This window comes from Pelagicoccus sp. SDUM812005, from assembly GCF_031127875.1.
GTDB lineage: Bacteria > Verrucomicrobiota > Verrucomicrobiia > Opitutales > Opitutaceae > Pelagicoccus.
In genome coordinates, this window is the sequence record NZ_JARXIA010000004.1 from 44982 (window position 1) to 69110 (window position 24129).

The window sequence follows — 24129 nt, forward strand, 5'->3', positions numbered from 1 at the left end:
TCTGCCGACTGCGATCAGCCGGATCAATTTGTAGCAATTAGTTCGATACGAGAGGTGCTGGTTGAGCCGGTTTCACTGATAAACTCGAGGGTTAGGGAATGGCGGCCGGGAGTGTTGATGTCGAAGGTAGTGGGGGCGAGGTCTCTTGAGGTTTGAATAAGGTCGAAACCGAGCCAGATCTTGAGTTGGGCGACGCTTTCTGGATTGGCGGCGTAAGGGGAGATTTCGAGGGGATATCCGGTTTTGATCTGTCCGGTGGGAATGGTGTCGCTTGAGCGGAGAAATTCGCGGGTTTCAAAGGTTTGTTCGCCTAGGGCAATCTCTTGACCGTTCTTTGACGAGGATAGGGTGAAGCCAATTTCGCGGGGAATGTCAGGCGTATCTAAGTTTGGAATGCGGTGGACGACGAGAAGCCTGAGCCACTCCAGCGGTGCTTCATCGTTTCCTGGGTCGGTTAGAGTGAGGCGTAGCGTTTGAAGCCCTGCTTGCAAGGAAGCTGGGGTGGAGAGTGATTGGGTTCCGGAGGTAATTTGGCAGGTAGAAACGGCGTCGCCGGCGGCAATCTCGAAGCGAGAGCCGGCGTTGTCAGGAGAGTGATCGAGCTCGAAGCGATATGTGCCTGCTTCTATGACGTCGATATTGAAGTGAAGGGCGTTGCCGACTTGGGTCCAGCCGGTGAAGTGGAAGCCGGATCCGGGGCGTTGCAGGGAGCCGACTATTTTGGTGGTGGCGTCGAGGTTGATGGGAGTAGCAGTTTCATTCCAATTGCCGACTGGAAATACGGTTTCTTGAAAGCCTCGACCGCTCACTAGGATGGATGTGAACCACAGTTCGGTGCTGGTTTTGAGCAGTCCGGCGATGTCGGGATGCGCGTCGAAGCAGTTGTTGGATTCCGTGGGATCGGTATCCAGATTATAGAGTTTGTGGGTGAACGCGTCCTTGCCGCCGTGGATGTATTGGTCTTCGCGGATATATTTCCAGTTTTTGTAGTGAGCGGAAAGCTGGCGGATGCGCGGTTGGCCGTCCTTGAACGAACGCTCTCTTTCTAAGAGGTAGAGGTTTGTACCATCAAAGAGAATACGATCTGGCTTGGGATTTTGTTTACCTAGAAGGCTCGGCTTCAAGCTCGTCCCGCGAAGGGGAAGTTGGCTTTCTGGATACGGGATGGCGGCGATATCGGCTAGGGTTGGATAGATGTCTATGATGCTGGAGAGGGCATCGGATGAGCTGCCGGGTTCTATCACTCCGGGCCAGCGGGCGTAGAACGGACTTATTTGCCCTCCTTCCCAGATGTTGGCTTTGGTGCCGCGGAGCTCGCGGGCCCAGCCTTGGCGTCTTTCCGATTGTTCCGCTTTGTTCATGCGTCGGGTCTGGTAGCTATTCAGAAAGCCGGGCGAACTGCCGTCATCGACGAGGAACAACACCAGTGTGTTTTCCGTCAGGCCAAGCGAATCGATGGTGTCCAGGAGCTGGCCAACGTTGTTGTCGAGCACTTCGATCATACCATAAAGGGCGGCGACGTGATTGCTGTATCCTAGGTCCTTGTACTTCTCGAAGAGCGGCTCAGGGCAGTTGAAGGATTCGTGTACGGCTTGGAAGGGCACGTAGCAGAAGAAGGGCTGGTCTGCGTTGGATGCGATGAAGGCTGCGGCGCGATCACCGACGACATCAGTGATCGGACGATCCACTGTGACGAGTCGCCGGTCGGCGAGAATGCGATTTTCGTGGTATTGGTAAAGTTCGGTGTGGACGCTGGTATCGAATCCGCGCGACCAGCCAAAGTAGGCGTCGGTCTTGCCGCTGTGCCACTTTCCGAATACGCCGGTGCGGTAGCCGGCGGAATGCATGAGGTCGCCTAAGGTGTGCTCGTCGCGGTTCAGGAAATCGCGTCCCCAATGCACGCCCCAAACGCCCGTTTCGTAATAGTAGCGTCCCGTCAGTAGGGAGGCTCGGGTGGGGGCGCAGGCTCCGGCGCTTTGGTAGAAGCGGGAGAAGCGCATGCCTTCGTGAGCGATGCGGTCGATGTTGGGGGTTGCTATTTGAGTGTTCCCTTCGGCGCTGATGTCCGCGTAGCCGTAGTCGTCGACTAGGATGAGAAGCACGTTAGGCTTTTCGCTGGCCGCTAGCGAGGAGACAAGGGCTAGTATTGCGAGAGCGAAGCTTGGTAGGCGAACGAGGGGCTGTATGGAGTTTAGCATAGGGGGCGATGTTGATTTTGGGAATGGAGGAGAACGGAATTCCAGTCTCGCCACGACCCGTGCTTTACGCACACAGTTGCATTAATGAGCGGAGAAAGAGGCGAACGCGTGACGTTGCGAGATGTGGCGAAAGCAGCTGGTGTTTCGCATTCGACGGTCTCGCGTGCTTTGCGGGGATCTGAAATCATTAGCAACCAGGTCCGCGATCGGATCAGGGAGGTGGCGGACAGCTTGGGGTATCGTCCGGATCCCATGCTTTCAGCGCTCGCCAAGTACCGTAGCGACAAGCAAACGCGGGCCCAGGCTTCGCAGCTAGCCTTGGTGGTCGGACCTCACCTGAAGCGCCGCTATGCAGCGTTCGCAGAGGCGGCGGAGCGGCATTCGCTGGCCTTGGGCTACGGGTTTGAAGTTTATGTCTGGGATTCCGATATTTCCGCCCGGCGGCACTCTCAGATCCTGAAGTCGAGAGGCGTGCGAGGTCTTGTCTTGGGTCCGTTGATACAGCAGTTAGAAGTGTCGCATCCGGAATTAGAATGGGATGCCTTCTCGCTTATTACTTTTGGGCGGTTCTCGGCTCAGCCGAAACTCGATAGCGTATCCGAAAACCAATTTCAGGCGGTGCGGTTGTGTCTCGCAAAAGCGTATGAGAATGGCTACAAACGTCCAGGTTTGGTGACTCTGGAGCGAACGAACACGCGCGTGGGCGACCGCTACAGGGCAGCTTTCGATTCTCACATGGTTACTCTACCTAGAGCGGATCGGGTTCGGGCCTTGATTGCGGAGCAGAACATTGCGGTGAAAGCAGAGAGGTGGATCGAGGACGAGCGGGTCGACGCGGTGATCGGGCATGAGTTTTTCGGAGATGCCTTGAAGGCGAACGGTTTTCGATTTCCGGAGGATCTCGCTTTTTTGGCCCTCGATAAGCAAGGCTCTGATGTCGGATTGACGAGCTACGCTGGCGCGACGCATGATGACCATGAAATTGCTCGTCTGGCCATTGTCTCGCTGAACGATCAAATTACCAACGGTTTGAGTGGTGTACCTGTTTCGCCCAAGACCGTGCTCCTCGACACGTATTGGACGAATGGTGACACTCTATGATACTATCTAACTGCAACTAACCCCAACAAGGTCGGAGAGGGGGATGTCGCTGTGCTAAGCATCGCCACCATGTAGGGTTTTGCGGTCGAACAGGATGAGTCCTAGGTTTAACCCCCGAGAAAGTTCACTCTTTTCGAATCGTTGACGGATAGGTCGCAACAGGCTTATGTGTCTGTCGCGATTGTGTATAGACAGTAGTTCGACGGACGAATTGGTCTGAGGTTTGTGTTCTGAAGGTGGTCCAGCGCGAAATATATCTCAATCGCTTGGTTAGGGATCCCCTTGCGTGAATCGGGAGGTTACGATAATTTAAAGGGGCGTCTATTGATTTAGGATGAACCGTAACACAGATACCCCTTTGCTCTTTGTCCGCCTCGTCGGGCTTTTTCTTGTTTTGTTCACTAGCCCGCTGCGGGGGGTGGTGCCAGTGCCGGAGACCGTCGAGGTGAGGCCGGTGGAAGGAGCGAAGAAGCGGAATGTAGTATTCATTTTGTCCGACGACCATCGCTATGACGCGATGAGTTTTATGGGGCATCCTTTTGCCGAAACGCCGCATATGGACAGCCTCGCGCAAAACGGCGTGCACTTGAAGAACGCCTTTGTTACGACATCGCTTTGTTCCCCGAGTCGAGCCTCCATCCTGACAGGACTTTATACCTTTCGCCATCGGGTGATTGACAACCAGCGACAAGTGCCGGAAGGGACGCTCTATTTTCCGCAGTATCTGCAAAAAGCGGGTTATGCGACTGGTTTCGTCGGTAAGTGGCATATGGGGGACGACAACGACGACCCGCGGCCTGGCTTCGACCACTGGGTGAGTTTCCGGGGGCAGGGCGTCTATCTTCCTCCCGATCCAGACTACACGCTCAATGTGAACGGAAAGCGGGTGAAGCAGAGAGGATACATCACGAGCGAACTGACTGACTACGCCCTTGAGTTTCTCGAGCAACAGGAAGGCAGTGAGAAGCCATTCTTCCTTTATTTGTCGCACAAGGCGGTGCACTCGAATTTTACGCCGGAAGAGCGCTACGACGGGGCATTTCGCGACAAAGCTTTTGTAAAGCCGGCCAGCGAGGAGGCGGTAGAAGGAAATGACTTGAATCGTCCCCGATGGCTTCTCGACCAGAGAAACAGCTGGCATGGCGTTGACTTTCCGTATCACAGCGATCGTGACCTAGAGTATCTCTACAAACGCTACTGCGAAGCCTTGAGTTCGGTGGACGATAGTATCGGAGCGGTTCTCGGTCGCCTGAAGGAGATGGGGGTCTACGACGAGACCTTGGTGATCTACATGGGCGACAACGGCTTTATGTTTGGAGAGCATGGTTTGATCGACAAGCGAGTGGCATACGAGACCTCGATCCGAGTTCCTATGCTGATGCAGTGCCCGGAGTTGTTCGAAGGGGGACAGGTGGTCGAGGAGGTCGTAGCGAATATCGATATTGCTCCCACGGTGATGCAGGCGATGGGCCTGGAGGCACCGGACCACTTTGACGGGGCTAGTTTTATTCCCTTGGCTCAAGGTGAGGAGGTTCCGTGGCGCGACTATTTTCTCTATGTCTATTATTGGGAAAAGAATTTCCCTCAGTCGCCTACGCAATTTGCACTGCGTGGTGATCGCTTCAAGTACATCACGTACTATGGTCTCTGGGATACTGACGAGTTTTTTGACATCCATTCGGATCCGATGGAGCAGAACAACCTGATAAATGACCCTGCGTATCGGGAAAAGGTCCAAGAGATGGAAGACCGTCTCTACTCGATGATGGCCGACATGGGAGGGGAGTATATTCCTTTAGTCCAGCCAAAGAACCGGTTTCATAATAAGCGCTTGCGTTCCAAAGGAGGTGACCGGGCAGCAGATTTCCCTGCTTCTATGGTACTTGACGAGCCGGAACATCGTGAAGCGAAGTAGAGTTAATGTATTTGATTGTGAAAATGAATTATCGTAGTAAGAGTCTAGTAACCCTGTTTGTACTGTTTGGCCTCACCCTTGCACGGGGTACTGAAGGTCAGCCCCCGAATATCATCTTTTTTATCGCGGACGATATGTATAAGGAGATGTTCAACTGCTTGAATGAAGAAGTGGATCAATATCTAACTCCCAATATCGATCGCTTAGCACGTGAAGGGACTGTGATGGTCAATCAGAACGTCGTTTCACCGGTTTGCACTCCAAGTCGTTATAACTGCATGGCCGGCCAGTATGCGAGCCGCGCAGTTAATCGGGAATTTATCAATCGGACAGCGACCGAAGGCAATCAGACTGTGATACAATGGAACACCTTCATCGTGCCAGGTCAGAAGATCTTGCCTCACTATTTGAAAGAGGCGGGCTACACAACTGGGATGGTTGGAAAAAACCACGTGATCGAGGCAAAGGGGTTGTATCAGTTTGAGGACTACTGGGCGGATTCGCGTAATCCTGCGATAGTCGAAAAAGTACAGGAAAACTACCGTAAGACTGAGGATGCGATCCGAAACGCAGGTTTCGACTACGCTGGTAGCATTTATTTCGATAATCCTAACTTCATTGGGCTCGGAGAGTTGGCGGTACAGAATATGGATTGGATCGCGGAGAGCGGATTGGAGTTCATCGAGCAAAACGCGGAAAATCCCTTTTTTCTCTATTTTGCGACCACCTTGCCACATGCTCCGAATCAGCCGGAACGCTCCTGGAAAGCGGATCCGCTGATAACGGCGAATGGCTACTTGGAGTCGCCACCGAAAGGACTGCCAGCTCGAGAAACTTTGCCTGAGCGCGTCCGGAAGGCCGGTGTCAAGGGGCGAAATGCGGAGAACGTGCTGTGGTTGGACGACGCCCTAGGTGCCCTGATTAGTAAGCTGGAAGAAAAGGGAGTCTTGGACAACACGGTCATTTTCTTTTTCAACGATCATGGCCAGCGTGCGAAGGGTACTCTCTATCGTGGGGGTACGGAGACGCCGGTGATCGTGTGGAAGCAAGGCGGCTTTGAGGTCGGAAATCGCAGTGAAGCCTACGTGCAGAATATCGACTTCGCCCCGACTATTCTCGATTTCGCTGGGGCTTCTTACAAGGAGCAGGACTTTGATGGAAGATCTTTCAAAAAAGTGCTGCAGGCCGAGACTAATCAGTCTCGAAAGTCGACGTACCATGAACTGGGATACGCACGAGCTGTCGTAATGGATGGATTTAAATACTATGCGATTCGTTACCCGGAGTATGCCGAGAATTGGTCTTGGGAAGAAAGGGGCGCTGCTCTAGAAGCGTACAACGAAGGACGACGGATGCGTAAGATGAATGTGGTCAATGAGGATCCTGCAGCTCCCTTTAGTCACTTCTCCAACGTGCCTGGGGGTGAGGCGGCAGAGCATGAAAGCTACGGGAAACTGCCTTTCTACTTTGATCGAGACCAGCTTTACGATTTGGAGAATGATCCGGGAGAAACCAAGAACCTAGCCGAAGATCCGCGCTTTGCGAAGAAACTGTGGAGGCTCAAAAAGGAGTTGCGGCGTTACATCAACGATCTCCCCGGGGAGTTTAAGTTGTAGCTTGTTGGCTTGCATTATGCACTGTGTCCGAAGTCCGGATACGGAATTGACCTGGGGTTTCTCCGGTTAGCTTTTTGAATACAACGTTCATGTATTCCGGGTGCTTGAAGCCGGTGACCGTAGCAATTTCGTTTATGGGCAGGTTCGTTGTTAACAGGAGTTCCTTCACGTATGCGGATTGTGCGAGGCGTATTTCGGTTTGCGGCGAATGACCGAGGTGCTTGCGGAAGCCACGTTCCAATTGGCTGCGGGAGCTATGAACCTGTTTCGCTAATCCAGGCACGTCGACCTCGATGCCATGGCGATTCCGAATGAGGAGAGTTGCCCTTGCTATGGTAGGATCGGAGATTGCTAGCGCGTCCGAAGACTGGCGTGTTACGACATCGAGCGGTTCTACTCTTTTCTCCACAAACGGAACGGCGTTGCCTGCTATGAGGCCGTTCATGGTGTCGACGGTGAGCTTGGCCATCGCCTTGGCGTTGATGGGTATGCTTGAGATGGAAGGCTGTCGGAGTTCGCAACGAAGCGTATTGTCATTCGCGCCTACAATAGCGATGTCGTTGGGTACGTTTATGCCCAATTCGCTGCAGGCGTCTATAAGTTGAGTTGCTCGATGATCGTTGGCCGCCATGATTGCAATGGGTTGAGGGAGTGCTTTAAGCCATTGCTTGATCCTTTCCCGTTCTTGATGCTCCCAATCGGGTACGAGGTCGGGATGCAGCGTCTTGTGTTCATCTCGGTATATTGTTTCAAAGTCGAAACACTTGTACCCCAGTAGGGTCACCGCCTCTATGAAGCCGCGCTTTCTCTCTTCGGACCAGTGTTGATCGGAGAAGCCGCAGAAGGCGAAGCGGCGGTAGCCGCGTTCTTTGTAGTGCTCTGCTACGAGGTGTCCCATCGCTTCGTTGTCCGGACGAATTTTCGGTACGCCGGGGACGATGTCGGATTCGTCGTTGAGATCGATGCAGGGGATGCCTCGCTGCTTGCAACCCAAGACGATGGATGGATCGAATATGTTGACTAGGATGCCATCCCATTGCTTTGAAAACAGCCAGGCTTGGTTGTTTACGGAGCGAAGGTCGTCATCGACGAGAATGCTCCAGGGCTGGGATTGGTTGCAGTAGGCGCCAATGGATCTCAAGAGGCGACGTGAATCTTCGCTGCGGGTGGAGGTGATTGCGATAATCTGTTTGGGAGACGAAGGCATGTTGTATTCGGGGAATTGATGAATGCGAAAATGAAAAACAGCAAGCGTGTGGAATGGTATCGAGCTGAGGTTCAGCCGCTTTTCGTAGACTAGCCCCCTCGGCTGGGATCTGCCTGTGGCTATTTGTATGGGAGTTCTTGATTTAGCTGTAAATCGTTTTCCAGCGGAAAGGTGGTGCGAAAATAGTTTAAATTATAGGGCAATCAGCCTCATTGATTGAAGCCTTTTGAATTGATAAAGTGGATACGAGTCCCTTGCCGTACCCCCAAAAATACGCGTCTTCAAGCAGAAGAGTTTCGGTTTCTTTGTGTTTAGTCGCTGTTCCTCAGCTTGGAGAAGGACTGTCAAACTAGAATCAAACCCATCTATGAATAGATCTACCCTCCCCAATCGCTGCAAGAGCAGTGCGTGGATTGAAAGCGTTCGCTCGCTTCCCATCCTTTCTGCTCTTTTTCTGACTCCACTACTCTCCTCGCAAGATTCGAACGAAGAGGAGGTTTTCGAGCTTTCACCGTTTACGGTAGACGGCTCTCAAGATGATGGGTACCGTGCTACCAGTACCTTGGCCGGTTCCCGTATTCGCACTGAATTGAAAGACGTCGGAGCTGCGGTCACTGTAATTACCAAGGAGTTCCTCGAGGACCTCGGAGCGGTCGACAACGAAACCTTGCTCGCTTACACGCCGAGCATGGAAGTGGGTGGAACCTTTGGAAACTTTAGCGGCGCCAGCGGTGACAGTAGTCTCAGCGAACGCGATACTTTTAACAATCCAAATGGCAACACGCGTGTGCGCGGCTTAGCACAGGCGGACAATACGAGAAACTTCTTTCTCTCTGACGTTCCGTGGGATGGATACGTCGTTGATCGTGTAGATATGTCTCGAGGCCCGAGCGCTATCCTGTTCGGTCTTGGAAGTCCGGCTGGTGTCATCAATGCGACTACTCAGGACGCGACCTTCAACGACGAAAGGAAGCTTGAAATCAGGGTTGGCAGCTACGGGAGCATGAGAGCCGTGGCCAAGGCCAATGTCGTTTTGATCGAGGATCAACTCGCTACCAAGGTCGCGGTGGTAAGCGATCGTCAGAAGTTTCGGCAAGACCCTGCGTTCGATGATCGCGAACGCATTTATCTCGCCGCAAAGTGGAAGCCGAAGTTCCTAAATGGCGAAGGGAAGCGGTTTACTTTCAATGCCAACTTTGAACACGGCAATGTGAGAAGTAACCGTCCGCGCGTGCTGACGCCGAGGGATAATATCACTCCGTTCTTCAATCCGGTCGGTCGCGACGAGAACGGTAATTACCCGGAGGTTCGAGGGATTGGAAAAGGTACCTTCGATCCTGCGATCGTTCGCCTGGGCGAGTTTGACGAGCTTGGTCTAGGTGGCCAGCTGAACAAAAACCTTACCATTGACGGCGTGCAGGGAGTTCCGAATCCGCTGTGGACGCCGGCTCTCGGAAATTTTGCCCAAGTCTTCGGAGGTCCTATCTTCGTGTATGGTTCTGGTAATGGAGGGCTTGATCGCGTAATCCTGACGGAGCCGCATTTTGAAGGAGCTCTCGGAGTCGATGATGACACTGGTGAGGTTGTAGTTGATAACGCTTTCGACAACTATCCGTATACACGGATGACCTCTATTGGTGGTTTCGTAGGCTATGCAAATGCAATCAAGCTGCCGGGACACGAATTTGGTCTCTACAAGGACAAGCATTTGACTGATTCTTCTATATTCAATTTCTACGACAAATTGATTGATGGTGACAACAAGAACGAGTGGGCTGATTGGGATGCGCTCAACATTTCTATCGAGCAAACGTTTCTGAACGATAAGATTGGTTTTGAGGTCTCGTATTACGATCAGCAGTATTCGTCGGGTCAGGTGAGCCTGTTTGTGAACGACGCGATTTATGTGGATACCAATAGTCATCTTGCGGATGGCAATGTGAATCCGAATGCGGGACGACCGTTTGTCTCTGATGCATTTCAGAGTGGAAACAATTTCTCTGTAAGGGATCGCGATTCCTACCGCGTTAGTGCTTTCGCTGAATACGACTTCCGCGATCGCTCTGAAGGGATGCTTGCTCGTGTATTCGGCAAGCATCGAGTAAATCTTGTTAGCTCTGAGGAAAATCTATTCGTAGATGGACGTGGCTTCCACCGTTTTCGTATGGAAAATGCCTACGCTGATTACACGGGGGCTGAACGATATTCTGATAACGCCAATCAACCTAACTTCGTGCATTATATTGGGCCGGCTCTGTTCGACTATGATTCTGCTGCGGGCTTGAACCTCTCGAACCTTGCTCCTTTGGGGCTTCTGCCAAGCACTGCAGATGTCCGTTACTTCGACACGACCTGGACTGCCACTGGCGTAGATCCAGCTGCCGAGTGGATCAATGCAGATGGCGATGTGAGCACTCAGTCTGAAAACTGGGATAACTACCTTGGTTGGACAACTCGAAGCTTTAATGTACTCGATGCGCTTGAAGGTGACAACATGGACCAAATGAGCGGTAGCGGTAATTTGTCGGACCTTAACATCCAATCCAAAGCGGCCGTTTGGCAGGGATGGTTTCTAGACGATTCTATCGTCGGAATGTATGGTGTTCGGGAAGACTCTGCTCAGAACTATGTCGCGGTGGCTCAAAGAATCGAACCGGATTCTGAGTACGCCCTCGAAGGAGGGCCTACTGGTTACGTTGATGTCAGGCCTTCGACGTATAAGCTGCCTACGGAACCGAACTTGGATATCACTGAATCGTCGACCAGCTACAGCGTCGTTGCTCACCTTGACGCGCTTCCCGGTATGGACTGGATGCCCTTGAATGTGAGCGTCAGCTACAACGAGTCAGAGAATTTCATGCCTGCGGGATATCGGGCCGACATGTTCGGTCACCAGCTTGATCTTCCCACGGGTGAAACCGTGGATAGGGCGATCAGCATCTCCACCAAAGACAAGAAATACTCTTTGAAGATTACGGACTACGAGACCTCGTCTAACCTGTCCGATTCATCTTACATCCCTGGAACTTGGATGGTAGGCCGTTTTGTTGCTTGGGGCGAAAACTGGAAAAACGTCTACAAGCATCAACTAGCTAGTGGTTGGGATCTGAGCGGCGTGGGAGACCACAACAGCTGGCGTTGGACCATGAAGGATCCAGATGGGAACAACAATCCAGAGTTCATGCAAAAGGCGGTCTCTGACTGGGAGGATTTCGTATCCGCGATTCATGAGACGTTCCCAGATTACGGCGCTGCATGGAGCCTAGATGATGTAGGTGGTGAGCCCAAGTTCTACAACACCATCGACCCAGCTGGTCTCACTTATACCCAAGACGCGGTTTCTAAGGGAAGAGAGTATGAGTTTTACGGCCGGATCACTGAGAATTGGAATCTGACTTTCAATGCTGCCCAGACCCATGCCGTTCGTAGTAATGTGGGTGGTGAAGCAATGATCCAGTGGGTTGAGTTCGTAGACAAGTGGTTCAACACAACCAATGCAGGCGACATCCGTATTTGGTCTGGAGGTGGTCCAACCATCAATGAGACTTGGCAGGGCGCTTTCCGTTCAAACTACGCTCTAACAGAACTCCTCGAGTCGACTGCCAGCTCCGAGTTGCGGGAATGGCGTTTTAATGCGGTCACGCGGTATGCCTTCAAGGACGGTCGATTTAAGGGGTTGAATCTCGGTGGAGCTGTTCGCTGGGGAGATGAAGCTATCCTCGGATATCCGCCGATAGTGTTAGAGGACGGTAGCTTGAGCTACGATTTGGATAACCCGTACTTAGGACCGGACGATACTCAGTTCGACTTCTTTGCCAACTACACGAGGAAGCTGGGGAACGGCACCAGGTGGAAGATACAGCTCAACGTGCGAGACCTGTTCGCAGACGACGATCTGATTCCATTGAACGTGCAACCGGACGGAACGCCGGCTGGTTACCGGATTCCTTCGGATCGCACCTGGTCGATTACCAATTCGTTTGAGTTCTAGCCCTTATCGTCAGCCTGATGCCCAAGTTCATTTTGGGTTGTTATAAAATCAGGCCGCCTCGGAATGGGGGCGGCCTGTTAACGTTTTAGGAGATTTTTGTAAGGTGCGAGTGATTCTCCGCTTAGCCTTGTTCGTATCCTGTTTCTTTAGGGAGCTTTTTGTGATGCTATGATGAAGCGTTTCGTGTGTGCTATAACTTTTGTAGTTGGATTGCTTAATGCTGTTTTGGTTGAGGCTGGAAGACCTAGGTCTCCTGAGCCGATGCGTGGCTTAACGCCTCAAGAGGTTGTTGACGAGATGGGGATCGGAATAAACCTCGGCAATACCCTCGATGTCAGGAACGTCAACAAGACGTACTGGGGTAACCCCGAGACAACTGAGGAGATTGTAGACGGTATATTATCGGCTGGTTTTACTACTTTGCGGTTGCCGGTGACGTGGTATCCAAACATGGGGGAGGGGCCTGATTATGTTGTCGATACGGAATACCTAAAACGGGTTGAGGAAATCGTAAGCTGGGCTTTGGATAGAGGCGTCTATGTAATTCTCAACACCCATCACGAAGGGCACTGGGTCATTCCGAACTACGAGAATATCGATGCGACGAGCGAACGGCTTGAAAAGGTTTGGACCCAAATCGCGAACCACTTCAAGAACTACGGCGATCGCTTAATTTTTGAAACGCTCAACGAGCCGCGAGTTGAAGGCGGTGGGACGCTATGGGGTGAATGGAGTGGGGGCACTGCTGAAACGAGGGATTGTGTCAATCGGGCGAACAAAGCTTGTGTAAGTGCCATTCGAGCGACCGGTAGCAACAATTCTGTCCGCATGCTAATGGTCCCGACCCACGCAGCGAGCGCCGATGTGAAGGCGATGGCTGACTGGGAGGCTCCTAACAACGACCCTAACGTTATCGTTTCGGTTCACGCTTATGCGCCCTATCAATTCTGCCTGACGAACCAGGATGCGGATTGGGGAACCGATACGGACAAGCGGGCCCTGGATAACCTTTTTGAACAGATCCACGAAACGATTGTGGTAGGTATGGGGCGTGCGGTCGTAATGGGAGAATGGGGTTCTCAAAATAATGGGCTCGGCAACGAGTTAGACCGAATACGGCATGCCGACTACTATGCCAATCGTTGTGTTGATTACGGCATCAGCCCGGTTGTGTGGGATGACGGAGGGAAGTTTAAGTTGTTTGATCGTCGCGAACTGAATTGGTCGTCTCGCGTCCAAGCCGACACCGTTTTGGTTCCTCTCTTTGGACAGAGTTTCGCTCTTTTTCAGGAAACTGCTTCGCTTTCCACGGGGGCGGAAGGAGATGAAGATGGAGATGGGCAAGCCAATATCCTAGAGTATGCGTTTGGAAGTGACCCGAATGACGCGGGTGATTTGTCCCTTATGCCTAGACTGGAAGTGGTGGGTGGTTCGTTAACGATCGTTTCGCAACGCGCTGATGTGAATGTGCAGTACATTGTAGAGTGCTCTGAAAATTTGGCGAGCGATTCGTGGAGGTCGCTTTTACCGATTGCCTTGAAAACGAGTGTGTTGTCTGGGATTGGGGGGCGCAATGAAGTCAGGCAAGAAATTGAGGTCGATAAGGAGCAAAGCTATAGCACATTCCTGCGGCTCCGTATTGAAGACTAAGTCCGTCGCGATTAGAGGCGAGAGTTCGGTTGTAATGTTCAAGGTGAGGATCTGGGAATTGTTGGGAAGGCGAAAAGGATAATACCTTTACTAGCAATCCCCAGAGAACGTGGCGCGTCGAGCAGGCAGTCAGGTGTTTACACGTTTTTATTTGAACAAACTGTATATGCTTCGATTTGGCGTTTAGCGCCGCTTCGTTCGGAGTTGATTTTGGATCCCGGCTTGAGGGTTCCTGATCTGCTTGTGAGGAGCCAGTATTCTTGTCGTAGGCTCTATTCCGCTTGCAGGATTAAATTAAAGGACCAGCGCCTAGGCGCTCGTGTCCACAGAATGTCCGAAAAGGTTTCTCTGCGATTTTTGAGCCGCATTGATCGACGAAGGATTTGTTTGGCGAACTGTTCGACCCTGGATATCTTGGGCTATGGGACTGGGCTTAGGAGAGTCGGTAAGTGCCGACTCCCTTACTTGGGGGTGAAGTGGTTTCCTTTCGGGCGGCGCTTGTTTTTACCTTAGGCGATGAAAAAGAGTTACCCCACTGCAATGAACGGCGGACGAGAAAGGCCGCTCAAGGCTGCCCTGATAGGCGAGAAATCGGAGCGGATGGTCGACGCTGTGTATGGCGAGGAGGCGAGGCGCCGCATTGAGGAAAGCTTCGACCTGTTGCCTTATACTCTGACTGCGGAGCAACTTCGAGCGAATCCTGAAATCGCACGGGGGATCGACGTTCTGTTTGGTACTTGGGGCTTCCCTGTTCTCGACGAGAGGGAAGTTGCTTGGTTCGAGAACCTGAAGCATATTTTCTACGCGGCTGGGTCGGTGCGTTCCTTTGCCTTGCCTTTCCTCAAGGCGGGAGTGCCGATTTCGTCGTCCAAGCTGACGAATGCTCGTGTGGTGGCGGACTTTTGTCTCGGGCAGATCCTTTTGAGCGCCAAGCGATTCTTTCAAAACGTATCCCAATTTCGGAACTTCGGTCCTGCAGTGTCACCGGTTGACCCCCGCTTCTGTTTCGACGGCTATGCCGGAACCAAGGTGGGCCTTATTGGTTGTGGGCGGGTAAGTCGGCGCCTGATCGATTTGCTGCGTCCGCGTGGGTTCGAAATCCTCGTTGTAGATCCTTACCTCTCCTTAGCGGATTGCGAAGCGATGGGAGTGGCCAAGGCGGAGTTGGGGGAGGTGTTTGCTACTTGCGACATTGTGTCTAACCATCTGCCGAATCTACCAGAGCTTGAGCATTGCATCGGCGAAGCTCAGTTTGAGAGGATGCGGCAAGGGGCAACGTTCCTCAATACCGGACGGGGCGCCCAGGTTGACGAGGAGGGGCTTGTATCCATTTTAACGAGACGGAGCGACATTGTTGCCCTTTTGGATGTGACGGATCCGGAACCACCGACGGATGGGTCCGCTCTCTACTGTTTGCCGAACGTTTGGCTGAGCTCGCACATCGCAGGATGCGTGGGGGGAGAGGTTAAGCTGCTGGTCGAGGAGGCAATCGCTTCGGCCGAGCGTTGGTTGAAGGGCGAACCGCTAGAAAATTTGGAAGACCTTTTGTTATTCGAGCAAATGGCCTAGGGATTTGTTTTCTTCCGTCTGTGGAGCGTCCCTTGTTTTGACCTTTTGAGTTTCAGATATGTTATACCCCATTCTTTTGGCCTCGGCCCCCCACAATCTTACTGCCTTCGTTGTTATAGGAGTCTATTTTTGCTTCCTAATTGGAGTAGGTGTTGTATTCGGACGGTTGGTACGAAATAGCGAAGACTATTTCAAGGCTGGCGGGCAGGCGAGCTGGTGGCTAGTGGGACTGAGCATTTTCATGAGCGGCATCAGCACCTACACGTTCGTGGGGAACGCGGCTGGCATCTTCAAGTCCGGCTGGAGCCCGATGGCGATTTACGCTGCGAATGTGGCATCCTCGGTGGTGTGCGCCTTGTTCATGGCAGCATGGTACCGCCAGATGAGAGTGGTTACGGTCGCGGAGGCGATTCGGGTGCGTTTCGGCAAGCGGTCGGAGATCGTCTTGGCCTCGCTCATGGTGCTAAACGGCTTGGTTTGGACGGGGGCCGTTTTGTATGGGCTTTCCGTGTTCTTTACGCTGCTGCTTCCCGGGGTGCCACAAACCATGGTTATCCTATCGGTAGGGGTGGTAGTGATCGGCTATTGTACGATCGGTGGAAACTGGGCGGTAATGGCGAACGATTTTGTGCAAGGGCTAATCCTTGTCTCAGTCACGGTCTTGATCACTGTCTTGTGCTTTCAAGAGGCTGGTGGCGTTGCCGCGTTTTTTGAGGCGATTGCCGCAAGCTCTGCGGCGGAGGAGTTGCAGTTCGTAACTCCTCTTGCAGAAGGCGTCGACTCGATGGAATCGCCCTATGGCTTGAGTTGGATCGTAGTGACCTTCGTGGTGCAGTTTTTCAATATGATCAGCCTTTTTCAGGGGATCCGTTACTTCTCGGCAAAGGATGGGATGGAAGCAGTGAAGGCGTCATGGTTATCGGCGGGGTTGATGGTTGTGGGTTGTCTCGTGTTTTTTGTGCCTCCCATCTTCAGTCGAATTTTTATGTATGAGGAGGTGATGGCGATGCATGCCGACCCCGCGAAGGCGCCAGAGTTTGCCTTCGCGGTTGTGAGCCAGAAGCTGCTGCCAGCAGGGGCCTTTAGTCTAATGCTGGTATCCATGCTGGCTGCTGCGATCAGTTCTTTGGATACGGGGTTGAACCGTAATTCCGGCTTGATCGTGCGGGATCTATTGCCCGCGTTTTTGCGTGCGATTCGAGCTCCTCAGATCCCGCAAGGAAGAGAGGTGCTCGCTGGTAAGGTCGCAACGATGCTGATGGGAGTGATGATCGTAGGTTTTGCTTTGTTCTACGCGCAACTTCAAGGAGTCACGCTGTTCGACTTGATGTTGAGCATAGGCAATATGCTGATGCTGCCGCAGTTTATTCCGCTGGTGCTGTTTCTTTTTATTCGAAACGTCCCGGGATGGTCCGCCCTCGCGTCGATGTTTGCCGGGTTTGTACCGAGCTTCGTCGATTTGGCGTTTGGTCTCGGCTGGTCCTATCAAGAGAAGTCTTTGGCTATCGTGAGCAGTAGTACTCTAGTCTTTGTGCTTTCCACTTTCTTCTACCGCTTTGTATCCAACGAGGAACGTCAGGCTCATGCGGACTTTTACGCGACGATGCTGCGGAAGATCGATTATGCTGCGGAGGTGGGCGCGAACAGCGATGCCTTTCAGAAGAAGCAGATCGGAGTCTTCTCTATCGCTTTGGGTTGTTTGGTTTTGCTGCTCCTGTTCTTGGACAATCCCTTGAGCGGCCGTATCAGCATTTTGGTAATCGCCGCCTTCGTGCTAAGTGTCGGGTTCTTGATGTATTGGCTTTCCCAGCGCGACCAAAAGGAGGAGCTGGTCGAGGTGAATGACTCCACTGTCCTGGAGTACGAGCGAGAGAAGAAAGAACACGCGTAGCGTCGTTAGCCAGAGCTTAACGTTTCACCTTTTACCCCTTTTATCCTATGAGAACCCTGTTTGCCTTTGCCGTCATCTGTTCCCAGTGCTCGCTCCTTCTTGGGGCGAGCGAGATCGAGAAGCTGGAGCAGTCGTTGTCGCTGCCTGATTATTCCTATGCGGGCTACCATCGTTCGGAGCGTCCCATCCCGCATGTGGAGGGGCCGGTGTTTGACGTGGTAGCCTATGGAGCCGTACCCGACGACGAAAAGTCCGACCGCGCCGCGATCCAGGCTGCGGTGGACGCGGCTCAAGAGGCCGGGGGCGGGGTCGTGCTTTTTCCTCCCGGTCGCTTCGAGCTCAATGCCATCGGGGATGTGGATAGCCTGCGTGTGAGCGGTAGCAAGATCGTGTTCCGTGGCGCTGGGGCGGAGAAGGGCGGCAGCATATTGTCAATGAAGGAGGCGATGCCCCCGCCTCCGCCGATGAAGCTATGGATGAGTCCTTACGCCATCGAGGTCGGCGATCGGAGCGAAGACGAGCGGATCGGCAAGATTCTCGCGAATGCAGAGGCCGGCGAACGTCGCATCCAAGTCGAGAATGCATCCGCTTTGCGGGTGGGGGATTGGATAGCACTGAGGCTGTTGGAGAACGATCCGGATTTCGTGCGTAGCGAGCTCTCGGGCTTCGACCATCCCGAGACGCGTTGGACAAGCATCTGGCAAAACGGCGTATCCATTTGGGAGAGACATCAGGTCGAGTCGGTTGCCGGAAATGAGGTGGTTCTGACGAGTCCGATCTTCAAGCCGATCGACAGTCGTTACGATTGGTCGGTAGTGCGGTTGTATCCGCTTTCCGAAATCGGATTCGAGTCCTTGCGCTTTGAGGGCTCCTGGACGGAACCCTTCGATCACCACCGGTCCTGGCTGGACGATGGCGGGTATTCCATCCTGAAGCTGAACAATGTGGCTAACTCGTGGATACGCGATTGCGTGTTCGTGAACCTGAACCGAGTCTGTGTCATCGTTAACTCCGTGCAGGTGACGGTAGCGGACTGTCGCCTTGAGGGTAACCCCGGTCACAATGCGATCAACTTCCAGAGAAGTTCGTTTTGCTTTATGACTAGGACGCAGGATCTGGCTTCGCATTGGCACAGTCTGGGGGTGTCGAACGAATCGATCGCGAACGTGTTTCTCGACTGTTTTTGGAATTCGGATACTTGTTTCGAGTCACACTCGTCCCAACCCCGCTACACTCTATTCGACTCCTGTTTTGGCGGATTCATGAAGGGAAGGGGCGGAGGCGCGGCCTTCAATTTGCCCACCCACATGGAGGGGCTGCTGCTGTGGAACCATCTCAAGACGAATCCAGGCTTGGAGGACTTCCAGTTCGAGCCTTACGGAGAGACCTACTGGAGAGTTCTGCAGCCAACGATCGTGGGCATGCATGGAACGCCGATCTCCTTTCGGGAGGGACAAGGAGTCGTGGCGGCGCACGGAGCTCCGGTGGATGGGGGGGCGTTGTTCGAATACCAGTTGGCCCGAAGGCTCGGGCAGAGCGCCGAGCGTGATTGAAGAGCGAAGTGTATAGAAAGGTAGGATACGTGAGATGAATCGACGAGGTTTCATAAGTAGCGCGGGCGCCTTGACTGCATTGGGCGCGGTATCGACATTGCCGCAACCCGTGGTGGCGGATCAGGAAAAGGGCAAACGTCGACCTAATCTCGTGTACGTCTTTCCGGACCAGATGCGCCGTCATGCGATGGGTTTCATGAAGCAGGATCCGGTTCAGACGCCGAATCTCGATGCCTTCGCCAAGCGCAGCGTGGTGTTGAGCAACGCCTGCAGCACCTATCCCGTGTGCAGCCCCCATCGCGCGTCTCTGCTAACGGGACAGTATCCGCAAACGACCGGGTTCTATACGAATTGTCGAGGGGATCGCCCTGACCTTTATTTGAAGCCTGAATCGAGATGTCTGACGGATGTCTTGCACGATAGCGGGTACCATGTCGGTTATATCGGAAAGTGGCACCTGGAGCGGGGCGCTCCGGGCATGGGCTATGCGTCGCCCTGGGTATCCAAGGGGCGGAGACATAGCATCGACTTTTGGCACAGCTGGTGCGACATGCATAGGAATGAAGCCGGCGAACGGATTCCTTGGGAAACCTCGCATTTCCATTTTGGTTACTGGACGAACGAAGCGGGGCCGGAGGACAGGCTGTTTCCGGGGCCGATCTGGTCGCCCATTTACGAGACCAACGTGGCGATCGACTACATCAACAACCGCAACGGCGAGCGCGACCCGAGCAAGCCTTTTGCCTTGTTCGTGTCGTGGAATCCTCCCCATAACCCCTACGACAGCGTGCCGAAAAACTATGTCGACAAGTATGACGGGGCGACGATCGAGGAACTGCTGAATCGTCCCAACGTTCGTTTCGAAGGGGCAGGCGCGGATAGCCTCAAATATGCCAAGAGCTATTTCGCATCGGTGACCGGCGTCGACGATCAGTTCGGGCGCATTTTGAAGGCGATCGAGAAAGCGGGGATCGAGGAGGAGACGGTGATCGTTTTCACCTCGGATCATGGTGAGATGATGGGGAGCCACGGCGAGATGGGGAAACCCTACTTCTGGGAGGAGGCCTATGGCGTGCCTTTCATGATTTCGTGGAAAGGGCAGCTGCAGCCGCGCGAGGAAAAGCTGTTGCTTGGAACCCCGGACATCATGCCGACCTTGCTCGGCTTGTTGGGCTTGGGCGGCGCGATTCCGGATTCGGTAGAAGGCTCCAATTATGTAGACGCCTTGTTTGATCGGCCCCAAGCGGCGCGGCCGGAGTTCGCCTGGTACTACAATGCCTGGAACGCCCGTGGTGTCAGAACGGATACGGAGTGCTGCTATTTTTATCGTGGTCAAGGTAGAGGGAATCAGGACCTGTTCTTCGACCTGAAAAATGACCCTTTCCAGCTGGAAAATCTCTCGGCAAAGAACCTCAATCGCATGCGCGAACTGGGAAGGGAAACGAAAGCCTGGTTAGCAGGTCTGGACGATCGTTTCGTAGATCGGAAAACGGGCCTCAGCTATTTCGACAGCATTCCCGGCTGAGGATTCAGCGTGGCTTAATCCTGTCGAGGGCTGGGCCATCGTGCCGATCGCCGTTGAGCAACGTAACTTTTTTGCGCATCCGGGACAGAGACGAAGCTATGAAGAGCTCCAAAAGCAATGGGACGATTCGATTCACTTCCTCATGCTTTTGCCGGAAAGTTCTCGCAGGTCTGCTTCGCGTTTTTTGTCCCAGTACCCGCAGTCGAGTTCCAAGAAAACTGAGGTATAGGGGATCGTGAGATCTGTCTTGAGAAGTAAGACGTTGAAGCGTTCCGATGCTCTATCGAGTTGGGCGATGATTTCGTCATGTGGCATTGCGTTTACAGGGCGACTGCCCAGTAGCTGCTTCAACTGGGCTCGATATTCCTCTACTCCTGGCGAAGCTGATTCGGTAACCAGGTCGAGCTCTTCGTCGAGCATCGTTACGGCTTGAATGTGCTCAGCTTGGTCGATCTTTTCTAAAACAAATCGAAGGACCTCGATTTGGCCTTCATGGGTGTGAATGGTTTCAATTCCCGCCGCGCTTTGTTTCGGGTAAGCGGAATCAGCAACGACGATCCAGTTTCGGTGACCGAATTCGTGAAGTCGTTCACCGAATTCGCTTTTCCAGTCAGGGCTTTGGGGTTCGTTGCAACCGGAAAGCGTTAGCAGGCTGAGGATAACAACGGGAATGAATCGTCTCATTTGTTTAAAGTTTGATGGTTACGTTTAGGGACTGCTCTGCCGAAAAGGAAAGTGTCTTGTCTAGCGCGATGAAAACCCGTTCGCCTTCTTGCGTGTATGAGAAGGGAACACTTTTTTTATCGAGGCGGACTGTAACTGATTTCGCTTTCCGATTTTTGGATACATCAAAGGCAAGCGACTGAACCTCTAGTTTGCCGTGAACAATGCTTAGGGTTTCGCTTTGTTCGGAATCGCCCACGTTTTGCGAGAAACTCCCCCATGCTCCTGCGGTTACGAAAGGGGCTTTGAAATTGGAAGGAGTGACCTTTGGCGAAAATGCGATGTAGTTTCGGGGACCGTGGTATTCGAACCCGGATACGCCTACAAAGTGACCGTAGCTTGCCATGGAGCGAGAGTAGTGGATTCCCCATTCTACTTCTGACCAAGGGTTTCTTTTTGAGCCATGGTAGCGGTTGTTATGCATGTACCAAATGTGAGCTAGGGACCGGTATGGCATGTCATGCCACATCATCAAGGAGGAGAGTGCGTATTCGTAGCCATTTTGTGACTCGTTGTTATATGCGGCAAAACGCGGATCCCCGTGCTCGAGCACTTCCGAGCCTCCGTTTGGCCAGGTACATGCGATAAATCCTCCTTCGCCCGGCATGGCGTACCAACGTCCGCTTTCATGAACTTCTCGAAAGGGCCCGACGTCGGTAGTGAAGTTGTATTTCCAGAGTGAGTCGAGAGCTGCCGTTGCTTTCTTAGGGTCGATGATCTCTCCCATGCCGACATGGTAGGCCCAGCTTTGCCCGAGGAGTTGGCTGTATTCGTTTCCTGAGAACACACCGGGTGAGTTCGGGTGATCTGGGTCCGGCTCGTGAATGAAATACTCGCCATTGAAGAGTTCGTTTTCGATGTAGTCTCGGCCTCTGTCGGCAATTTCGCGGCAGAAAGAAGCGTATTCGCGGTCTCCCATTTCGTCGGCCATTTCGGCCATGGCCCGTAGCGAAGCTCCGTAGTAGAGGCTGAGCCAAGTGATCTTTCCGTACCACTTTGCGTCGAGTGTGTTGTGTTGCGGCCCAGTTAGGATGCCGTCGTGGTCGGCGTCGTTGAGTTGGGTCAAGCCTTGCATCGCCTTTTTGAGCCCGCCGTAGTTGGCTATCAGGAAGCTGTTGTCTTTGGACATTTGGTGGGCGAGGTAACTGCGAAAAATAATGCCCGCTTGCCCGTCGACTGCGAGGCCATGTTTAAACCATCGGTACTTGATCGTTCCGTCTTCCTGGAGGGCGCCGCCTTGGGAGACTGGGAGCAGGTCCGTTTTTTCGCGGAGGTTAATCTCAAGCTCCGGGAAGAGACGCCCCATTGCCTGTACGTAGCTCCAAACGTGCGTACAGGTGCCTTCCCCTTGGTACCCTCCTTCGAACCCGTAGAAGTGGCGTCCTTCCAAAAGGTGTGAGGTGCTGCTTGCGAGGATCGATGTGTTTAAGAACGTGCGGTCGAGAAACCAGTAGGGCAGGGTCGAATCGTACCACGTGTCCCTCCAGAGATTCGTTTTGGTTGAAAGCTCTTCGTAGTTGTCGATTACATACTGTGAAACCTCTCTCGCATCCTTGAATTTTTCCGCGTAGTGACGCGTTTGTCCAGCTATGTCGAGAACGGCGGTCGTGGGGAAGTGCCAGCTCAGCACGAATGTGATTTCTTTCTCTTGGCCTGGCTCAAGCTGGATAGAGCTCGTGAGGCTCCCGATGAGTTGAGCGTCGGACGCGAGGTCTACCTTAGCTTCGCTTTGGGGCGAAGATTGAGGCGACTTTGCAGGGAGGGCTGCTTGAGCGTCGCCTTGTGCTTTGCCTCCAATAACGGTGAGGGCCATGCTGCCGTTGTCTCCGACCCGCGTGCGGTCTTCGCCTCTATCGGTAAATGTTATGTCATCGACTGAGATGTAGGTCCCCCAAGTGTTTGAAAGCTTGTCGTAAATCTCTATATGAGCTTCCTTCCCTTGGTAGGCTCTCAAGTCGAGCCAGACGGGTTTTAGCGATGAGGTGGAGGATCCTCCCGCTGCATCGACGGTTTTGCCATCAACGACGGCCCGGATGCCAACGCTTTGAGGATCGGTGTACCCTCCCGTATTTGCTCGAATGTACTTACGTTCAACGAGGAAGGGCTGGGAGACGAGGGATCCTGTTGGTTCGCCTTGTTTTAGCTCAGGGCCTTCTCCATCGTACCGACGGGAGTCTGCAAGGCGTTCACCGCCTAGATGGCGGATGTAGCTGTCCCAATAATTGTAATACGGCTTGCCCTCGTGCCCAAACGCTCGGCCTGAGCGCGTCCAACCCGCGTAGCCGTCTTCAAAATCTTCGAAAAGGATGTCGGGGCGAGGCGAATCGTCTTCGACACTTTGCTCGATTTCTGCGTAGCTGACCAGTCGAGTGGCTACTTTATCCAAATTTTCGATACGATTTACGAGTTTTCCTGAGATTGGATTCTTGGAGCGTTTACGAGATTCAGTGAGCACTGCGTTTTCAAGCCAGCCAGCCAGTTCGACCTCGGTTGGATGGGAAGAGCGGTTGTGGATCTTGAAATTGAGTATGGTGGCTGGAAGCATCGACTGATCAAGATTCAGCGGGACAAAGGGCGAGTAGGCTTGCAGGTCGACATCGACTGGAAGCTCTGGATCGCGGTATCGAACTTCCCCGATTGGGTATTGCCCAAGGAACTCGATGTGTTCGATTCCGTTGCGATCAAGGATCCTGCTGACGGTTTTTCCGCCACCTCGTGTTTGAACGCGAAAGCCATGCTCGACCATGCGAGCGCCCTTCTCGTTCGGTTTACTGCGGACGTAGGGGAACTCATAGGCTTCTTCCCCTTTTAATTGCCCCATCTTAAAGTTGAGATTGAATATGTCCCAGAACCAGAGTTTGCCGTCGCCCCCGAGGTAGAGCTGGCCCGCAGCGATCCCGCCTACAGGCATGCCGATGTATTCGAAGTTCTTCGAGTTCTCCTTGGTGTAAATCAGCGGAGCGCCGCGATCGATAAGAGTTTGGGCGAAGCCCTCTGGGAAGTGTTTGACGGTCTCGGTTTTGTTGCTGTCGAGCTTGAGTCGTTCCATAATGTCGACTTGGGGTTCGGCAACGATTTCCGATGCGAGCATCAGGGACGCGAAAAGCAGTGATTTCATTTTGGATTGTTGAGTGAGGCGTAGGGGAATCCTGCTAGTAAATCACAGATTTGGTGTTTTGTCTTGTTGGAT

The 24129-nt window shown here is 53.2% G+C and carries 13 protein-coding genes; 9 read left to right on the plus strand and 4 right to left on the minus strand.

Annotated elements, in window-relative coordinates; genetic code table 11:
* Nucleotides 1-23: 23 nt before the first annotated feature.
* Nucleotides 24-2198, minus strand: coding sequence for a sulfatase-like hydrolase/transferase (locus tag QEH57_RS06630; protein WP_309005911.1), 2175 nt, complete (start codon nt 2196-2198; stop codon nt 24-26).
* An 84-nt stretch (nt 2199-2282) separates the two neighbouring features.
* Here QEH57_RS06630 and QEH57_RS06635 point away from each other — a divergent pair, with 84 nt between their 5' ends.
* The 3 genes from QEH57_RS06635 (at nt 2283) to QEH57_RS06645 (ending at nt 6830) form a co-directional block, all read left to right on the plus strand.
* The gene (locus QEH57_RS06635; RefSeq protein WP_309005912.1) at nt 2283-3299 is read left to right on the plus strand and encodes a LacI family DNA-binding transcriptional regulator; all 1017 of its coding nucleotides are present in this window, start codon (nt 2283-2285) and stop codon (nt 3297-3299) included.
* A gap of 334 nt (nt 3300-3633) precedes the next feature.
* A complete protein-coding gene (locus tag QEH57_RS06640; protein WP_309005913.1) occupies nt 3634-5214 on the plus strand; it encodes a sulfatase in 1581 nt (526 codons plus the stop codon).
* 23 nt (nt 5215-5237) lie between these two features.
* On the plus strand, nt 5238-6830 hold the full coding sequence (locus QEH57_RS06645; protein WP_309005914.1) for a sulfatase-like hydrolase/transferase: 1593 nt from the start codon (nt 5238-5240) through the stop codon (nt 6828-6830).
* Here the strand turns inward: QEH57_RS06645 and QEH57_RS06650 are convergent.
* A complete protein-coding gene (locus QEH57_RS06650) occupies nt 6820-8037 on the minus strand; it encodes a XylR family transcriptional regulator (RefSeq protein WP_309005916.1) in 1218 nt (405 codons plus the stop codon). The genes QEH57_RS06645 and QEH57_RS06650 overlap by 11 nt on opposite strands.
* 367 nt (nt 8038-8404) lie before the next feature.
* On the opposite strand from QEH57_RS06650, the gene QEH57_RS06655 reads away from it, so the two are divergent.
* The 6 genes from QEH57_RS06655 to QEH57_RS06680 all read left to right on the plus strand — a co-directional run bounded on the left by QEH57_RS06655 (nt 8405) and on the right by QEH57_RS06680 (nt 20216).
* Nucleotides 8405-12028 carry a TonB-dependent receptor plug domain-containing protein gene (locus QEH57_RS06655; RefSeq protein WP_309005917.1) on the plus strand — a complete coding sequence of 1208 codons (3624 nt, stop codon included), beginning with the start codon at nt 8405-8407 and terminating at the stop codon, nt 12026-12028.
* Nucleotides 12029-12196: 168 nt separating this feature from the next.
* On the plus strand, nt 12197-13678 hold the full coding sequence (locus QEH57_RS06660) for a glycoside hydrolase family 5 protein (protein ID WP_309005918.1): 1482 nt from the start codon (nt 12197-12199) through the stop codon (nt 13676-13678).
* Between the two features lie 516 nt (nt 13679-14194).
* Entirely contained in the window at nt 14195-15247 is a 1053-nt protein-coding gene (locus QEH57_RS06665) for a hydroxyacid dehydrogenase (protein WP_309005919.1), read from the plus strand.
* 58 nt (nt 15248-15305) lie between these two features.
* Nucleotides 15306-17138, plus strand: coding sequence for a hypothetical protein (locus QEH57_RS06670; protein ID WP_309005920.1), 1833 nt, complete (start codon nt 15306-15308; stop codon nt 17136-17138).
* 47 nt (nt 17139-17185) lie between these two features.
* Nucleotides 17186-18691 (plus strand): DUF4955 domain-containing protein, encoded by a 1506-nt coding sequence (locus QEH57_RS06675; protein ID WP_309005921.1) that lies wholly within the window; start codon nt 17186-17188, stop codon nt 18689-18691.
* Between the two features lie 34 nt (nt 18692-18725).
* Complete coding sequence (locus QEH57_RS06680) at nt 18726-20216, plus strand: sulfatase (RefSeq protein WP_309005922.1); 1491 nt, start codon at nt 18726-18728, stop codon at nt 20214-20216.
* Nucleotides 20217-20348: 132 nt separating this feature from the next.
* Here the strand turns inward: QEH57_RS06680 and QEH57_RS06685 are convergent, their stop codons facing one another.
* Both QEH57_RS06685 and QEH57_RS06690 read right to left on the minus strand, forming a co-directional pair.
* Complete coding sequence (locus QEH57_RS06685) at nt 20349-20900, minus strand: RbsD/FucU domain-containing protein (RefSeq protein WP_309005923.1); 552 nt, start codon at nt 20898-20900, stop codon at nt 20349-20351.
* A gap of 4 nt (nt 20901-20904) precedes the next feature.
* On the minus strand, nt 20905-24057 hold the full coding sequence (locus tag QEH57_RS06690; protein ID WP_309005924.1) for a GH116 family glycosyl-hydrolase: 3153 nt from the start codon (nt 24055-24057) through the stop codon (nt 20905-20907).
* Between the last annotated feature and the right edge of the window lie 72 nt (nt 24058-24129).

Bases quoted from the DNA above. Each gene is read 5' to 3' on its own strand.
- QEH57_RS06640 (WP_309005913.1), top strand. From the start codon at position 3,634: ATGAACCGTAACACAGATACCCCTTTGCTCTTTGTCCGCCTCGTCGGG.
- QEH57_RS06635 (WP_309005912.1), top strand. From the start codon at position 2,283: ATGAGCGGAGAAAGAGGCGAACGCGTGACGTTGCGAGATGTGGCGAAA.
- QEH57_RS06665 (WP_309005919.1), top strand. From the start codon at position 14,195: ATGAAAAAGAGTTACCCCACTGCAATGAACGGCGGACGAGAAAGGCCG.
- QEH57_RS06660 (WP_309005918.1), top strand. From the start codon at position 12,197: ATGATGAAGCGTTTCGTGTGTGCTATAACTTTTGTAGTTGGATTGCTT.
- QEH57_RS06670 (WP_309005920.1), top strand. From the start codon at position 15,306: ATGTTATACCCCATTCTTTTGGCCTCGGCCCCCCACAATCTTACTGCC.
- QEH57_RS06630 (WP_309005911.1), bottom strand. From the start codon at position 2,198: ATGCTAAACTCCATACAGCCCCTCGTTCGCCTACCAAGCTTCGCTCTC.
- QEH57_RS06645 (WP_309005914.1), top strand. From the start codon at position 5,238: ATGAATTATCGTAGTAAGAGTCTAGTAACCCTGTTTGTACTGTTTGGC.
- QEH57_RS06650 (WP_309005916.1), bottom strand. From the start codon at position 8,037: ATGCCTTCGTCTCCCAAACAGATTATCGCAATCACCTCCACCCGCAGC.
- QEH57_RS06685 (WP_309005923.1), bottom strand. From the start codon at position 20,900: ATGAGACGATTCATTCCCGTTGTTATCCTCAGCCTGCTAACGCTTTCC.
- QEH57_RS06655 (WP_309005917.1), top strand. From the start codon at position 8,405: ATGAATAGATCTACCCTCCCCAATCGCTGCAAGAGCAGTGCGTGGATT.
- QEH57_RS06680 (WP_309005922.1), top strand. From the start codon at position 18,726: ATGAATCGACGAGGTTTCATAAGTAGCGCGGGCGCCTTGACTGCATTG.
- QEH57_RS06690 (WP_309005924.1), bottom strand. From the start codon at position 24,057: ATGAAATCACTGCTTTTCGCGTCCCTGATGCTCGCATCGGAAATCGTT.
- QEH57_RS06675 (WP_309005921.1), top strand. From the start codon at position 17,186: ATGAGAACCCTGTTTGCCTTTGCCGTCATCTGTTCCCAGTGCTCGCTC.